The 1426-nt window shown below is 44.8% G+C and carries 1 protein-coding gene; it reads right to left on the bottom strand.

Annotated elements, in window-relative coordinates; translation table 11 throughout:
• Positions 1-33 precede the first annotated feature (33 nt).
• A protein-coding gene (locus L2703_RS18865) for an IS3 family transposase (RefSeq protein ID WP_248972562.1) occupies positions 34-1426 on the bottom strand; the annotation gives its coding sequence in 2 pieces (ribosomal slippage) (positions 34-1118 and positions 1118-1426; 1394 coding nt annotated over the 2 pieces). This gene is flagged as partial in the annotation.

The following is a 1426-nucleotide window of genomic DNA, read 5'->3' as shown; positions in this document are numbered from 1 at the left end:
CGGCGTTTTTCAAGGTAGTTGTCGCCTAAGCTGTTAAGCTGCTTCTTTTTTGTTCTCTGGATTTAACTCCACTTCACCGATTTCATCCCAGTTTCTGATCCCCTTTGACCAGCGGTTAGGGTTATTTTCTTGTGCTTCTTTGTACAACTCTCGGCGTTTTTCCAGTATCGCTTTATCTTCACCATTATGGCGTTGCGCTGGGGTCACGAACTTGATACGACTGTGTCTATGCTCGTTGTTGTACCAATCAGCGAAGTCTTTTACCCAAACTCTTGCATCTTCAAGGCTCTTAAAGCCTTCACTTGGCCAGCGGTGACTGTATTTGACCGTACGGAACAGTGATTCCGAATACGGATTATCATTGCTGACACCTGGGCGGCTTCGAGAGCCTATTACACCCATTTCAAGCATTTTGGACTGCATCGTCAGGCTCTTCATTGGACTGCCGTTATCTGAGTGCAATACCACATTTTGTTTAACGCATTTCTCAGCCCAAAGAGTGCGCTCAAGTAACTCAGCGGCATATTCACCTGACTCATTATCATGTACTTCCCAACCCACAATTTTACGGCTGAAAATATCGATTATCATATAAAGGTAGAAGAACCGACCAATGACAGTTGACGGACAGTAACTGATATCCCAAGTCCACACTTGGTTTGGTGCAGTCGCTGTGTATCCTTTAGGTTTCGAACGACTCCCTTTAGGTTTCGCTTTTCCTCGATGGATTAGCTGATCATTGGCTTTCAACACACGATAAAAGCTTGATTCAGATGCGATATATTGCCCGTTATCTGCCAGCATTGGCACTATCTGGCTAGGCCCTAAATGGGCGTATTCTTCTTGGTTACTGATAGCTAATATTGCTTGCTGCTCTGCCTCTGTGAGCTTATTTCTCGGCTCAGGTTTATCTGCAGCAGGCCTTTTATCAGCTATGATTTCACCATGTTCAAGCCACCGCTGTAGCGTTCGTATCGACAAACCTATTTCTTCACAAGCTTTCTCTTTTCTGGCGCCAGAGGTAACGGCTTCATCAATCAAGGATACGTAATGCTGCCTATCTGTGAGTGAGATTAACTGTCCTCGTCTTCCCCCCAGTAGGCATTTAACTTTTTTCTCAGCACCAATAATGCTGCGGTTTCGGCAAGCGCTGCATCTTTACGCTTTAGCTCTCTTTCTAGCTCTTTAATCCGCTTATGATCGGCCTTTCGCTCTTGGGCTAATTGCTTACGCATCTGAGATTGCGTTTGATTACCCGCAATACAGCTTTGCTTCCACTCTTTAACTTGTTCAGGATAAAGCCCTTTTTCTCGGCAATACTGACTTAACTCAATTTCGCTCAATGCTGCTGTTTCTAAAACAACTGAAAACTTTTGCTCTGGTGACCAATCATCAGAACGATTACTATCTGCCAAACCCGCACCTG

The organism is Shewanella basaltis (assembly GCF_023283885.1).
GTDB classification, from domain to species: domain Bacteria; phylum Pseudomonadota; class Gammaproteobacteria; order Enterobacterales; family Shewanellaceae; genus Shewanella; species Shewanella basaltis.
The sequence above is the reverse complement of the archived record's forward strand: the minus strand, read 5'-3'. Positions and strand labels throughout refer to the sequence as shown.